Raw genomic sequence first — 3346 nt, 5'->3', positions numbered from 1 at the left:
CGCGGGCGGCGTGCAGCCCACGCATCGTCCACACCTGCGCCATGGCTGGCGGTGCGACGATCCCGGGGTGCCCGGCGGCGCGGGCCGCAGCGTCGTCGACGTAGATCGGATTCGCATCGCCCATCGCCTCGACCCAGTTGTGGATCATCGGCTGGTTGATCGGATCGCGTCCGTGTTTGGGCGCGCTCGGGCCAGCAGCGATGATCACCGCGGCCGCCTCGCGGATCTGCTCCGCGCTCATCGCGCTCATCGCTGGCTCCGGGGCAGCCCGAGACCGGCTGTCGCGATCAGATCGCGCATCACCTCGTTGACGCCACCGCCGAAGGTGATCACCACATTGCGTTTGGCCTGCAGGTCGAGCCAGGCGACGAACTCCGCGGTGGCCGGGTCGGTGAAGTCACCGTAGGTGCCGACGACGTCGTCGATCAGCCGGTAGATCACCTGCAGGCGTTCGGTCGCGAAGACCTTTGTCGCCGAGGCATCGGCCATGGAGATCTCACCCGCAGACGCGACCTGCCAGTTGAGGAGTTCGTTGAGTCGCTCGTAGACGCCGATCTGGGCCAACACGCGGCGCACCGCGGGTTGGGAGATGACGGGCTGGTTGTCGTAGGTGGCGGTGGTGGCCCACTCGCGCAGCCGGTCGGCGAGACCGCCGATGCGCCCGGCTGGACCCAGCATCACGCGTTCATGGTTGAGCTGCGTGGTGATCAGCTTCCAGCCGTCGCCTTCGGCGCCGACCCGCATCGAGGCCGGCACCCGCACATCGCTGTAGTAGGTGGCGTTGACGTGGTGCGCGCCGTCGGCGGTGATGATCGGGGTCCACGAGAATCCGGGGTCGGTGGTGTCCACGATCAGGATTGAGATCCCTTTGTGTTTCGGCGCCTCCGGGTCGGTGCGCACCGCCAGCCAGATGTAGTCGGCGTCGTGTCCGCCGGTGGTGAAGATCTTCTGCCCGTTGACGATGTAGTCGTCACCTTCCCGCACGGCGCGGGTCGTCAGGGAAGCGAGGTCGGTCCCGGCGTCCGGTTCGGTGTAGCCGATCGCGAAGTGCACGTCGCCGGTCAGGATGCGGGGCAGGAACTTCTCCTTCTGTTCCTCGGTCCCGTAGCGCTGCAACGTCGGCCCCACGGTCTGCAGGGTGACCGCGGGCAGCGGGACATCAGCGCGGACGGCTTCGTTGGTGAAGATCTGCTGCTCGAGTTCGCCGAATCCTTGGCCGCCGTAGGCTTCCGGCCAACCCACCCCGAGGCGGTCGTCGGCACCGAGCTGCTTGATCACGCCGCGGTACGCGCGGCCGTGCCGATCGGTGCGCAGCTCGACCTCGTCGTCCGGGCTGATCAATCCGGCGAAGTAGGCACGGAACTCGTCGCGCAGCGCACGTTGGGCGTCCGTCAGATCTACATGCACGCGAGTGCCTCCAAAGTTTGTTCGCTGCCCCCGGTCAGTCTGGCTAGATCTTTGGCCAGCGAGAAGTAGCGGTGCAGCGGATAGGTGAGGTCAACGCCGACGCCGCCGTGCAGATGGGTCATCGTCCGCAGTGCGGCGGGCACTTCGGTGGCCACCCAGTAGCTGGCAGTCGCGAGATCCTGCTCCGCGTCCCGCCCGGTCGCCACCCGCCAGGCGGCCGAGGTGACGATCAGGTTCAGGGTGCGCGAGACGACGTAAATATCCGCCAGCTGCTGGCCCACTGCCTGGAAGGCGGCGATCGGGCGGCCGAATTGTTCGCGGCCGACCACGTGGGCGGCGGTCATGGACAGCGCCCCGGAGAGTAGGCCGTCGACGTATGCGCCGAGCAGCGCCCGGTACACGTCGGCGAGCCCCGGACCGTCGTCCGACAGCACATCGTCGTCGTGCACCGGCACCGCGTCGAACGTCACCGTGTACTCGCCGACCCCACTCGACGTCGGGGTCTTGCGCAGCGTCACGCCGTCGGCGCCCGGATCGACCACAACGGTCCCGTCGTCGGTGCTCACCAGCAATGCACTCGCCCCGTCAGCACAGCCCACGCCGGTCTTGGTGCCGGTGAGCGTGCGCCGCCCGGGTTCGCCGGTCAACTCCACACGCGGTTCAGCGCCGAGGGTCTCGCCGCGTTCACCGACTGCGATCGCGGCCCAACCGCCGTCGGCCACAGCCTGCGCCCATCGCGCGGCCGTCGCCGGAGAGCTGGCCAGCACCGCTGTCGCGGTCAGCGTCGCGACCAATGGGGTCACCGCGGCGACCTGACCGGCACCGGCAGCCAGGGGGATCAGCGCATCGAGGGGTAGCGAGTCGCCGCCGAAGGCCTCGGGCAAGGCGAGCACAGTGAGCCCGGCCTCGGCAAAGGCACGCCAGGCGGCGCCCTCGAAGTCGGACCGAGTGAATTTCTCGGTCCAGTCCGGCGTCAAGCGCGCGGTCACCTCATCGGTGGCCTCGGCCACCGCGGCGGCGGCCGTACTCGGGGTGAAGTCCACCCGGGTCTCCGTTCGTCTGGACTGAAACACGTTCTTTATTAGAACACGTTCTACTTTACCTTTTCATTGCCTGGGCAGGCCGAGAATCCGCTCGGCGGCCGCTGTCTTCAGAATCTGAGTGGTGCCACCGGCGATAGACAGGCACCGATTAAGTAGAAACTGCTCGCCCGCCCCGCTCGGCACCAGCGCCGCAGTCCCGAGCACACCGATCGCATACTCCGGAACCGCCTGCCGATGCACCACACCGACCAGCTTCCGGACGCTCGACGTGGCACCCGGGTCGGTCCCCGACAGGCGCTGCGACAGCGCGCGCGCATCGAGCACCCGGCCGATATGCGCATCGGCGATCAGCGCACCGAGCCCGTCGACCTGCAGCGGGGTGAGATCTGCGCCGGTCTCGTCGAGCTGACGCAGCAGCGCGTCCATCTCCTTGCCGAGCCCCGCACCACCCATCGCCACCCGCTCATTGGAGAGCGTGGTGCGCGCCAGCCGCCAGCCGCCGTTCACCTCGCCCACGACGCAGTCGTCGGGCACCACGACCTCGTCGAGGAAAACCTCGTTGAACAGCGCCCGGCCGGTCAGCTCGCGCAACGGCCGGATATCGATTCCCGCCGAAGCCATGTCCACGAGGAAGTAAGTGATGCCCTTGTGCTTGGGCGCCGCCGCGTCCGTGCGCGCCAGGCACACCGCCCAGTGCGCATCTTGTGCCGCCGACGTCCAGACCTTCTGCCCGGTCAGCTTCCAACCGCCATCCACCCGCTCAGCTCGGGTGCGCAGCGACGCCAGATCGCTACCAGCTTCAGGTTCACTGAACAGCTGGCACCAGACCAGATCGCCAGCCAGCGTCGGCGCAATGAACCGCTCCCGCTGGGCCGCCGTGCCATGCTCCAGAATGG

The 3346-nt window shown here is 68.2% G+C and carries 4 protein-coding genes; all 4 read right to left on the bottom strand.

Features of this window, described 5'->3' with window-relative positions; all coding sequences use genetic code 11:
* On the bottom strand, positions 1-250 hold a 250-nt coding region (locus WAW85_RS14380; RefSeq protein WP_422560278.1), incomplete at its 3' end, for an FAS1-like dehydratase domain-containing protein.
* Positions 247-1407 (bottom strand): acyl-CoA dehydrogenase family protein, encoded by a 1161-nt coding sequence (locus WAW85_RS14375; RefSeq protein ID WP_422560277.1) that lies wholly within the window; start codon positions 1405-1407, stop codon positions 247-249. The genes WAW85_RS14380 and WAW85_RS14375, both read right to left, overlap by 4 nt.
* The gene (locus WAW85_RS14370; RefSeq protein ID WP_422560276.1) at positions 1398-2450 is read right to left on the bottom strand and encodes an acyl-CoA dehydrogenase family protein; all 1053 of its coding nucleotides are present in this window, start codon (positions 2448-2450) and stop codon (positions 1398-1400) included. The genes WAW85_RS14375 and WAW85_RS14370 overlap by 10 nt, the downstream gene beginning before the upstream one ends.
* 63 nt (positions 2451-2513) lie before the next feature.
* The coding region (locus tag WAW85_RS14365) for an acyl-CoA dehydrogenase family protein (RefSeq protein ID WP_422560275.1) at positions 2514-3346 on the bottom strand (833 nt) is incomplete at its 5' end.

Source organism: Gordonia sp. (in: high G+C Gram-positive bacteria), from assembly GCF_049299075.1.
Classification (GTDB): Bacteria; Actinomycetota; Actinomycetes; order Mycobacteriales; family Mycobacteriaceae; genus Gordonia.
Note: the sequence above shows the minus strand (reverse complement) of the source record. Positions and strands in the feature narration are given on the sequence as shown.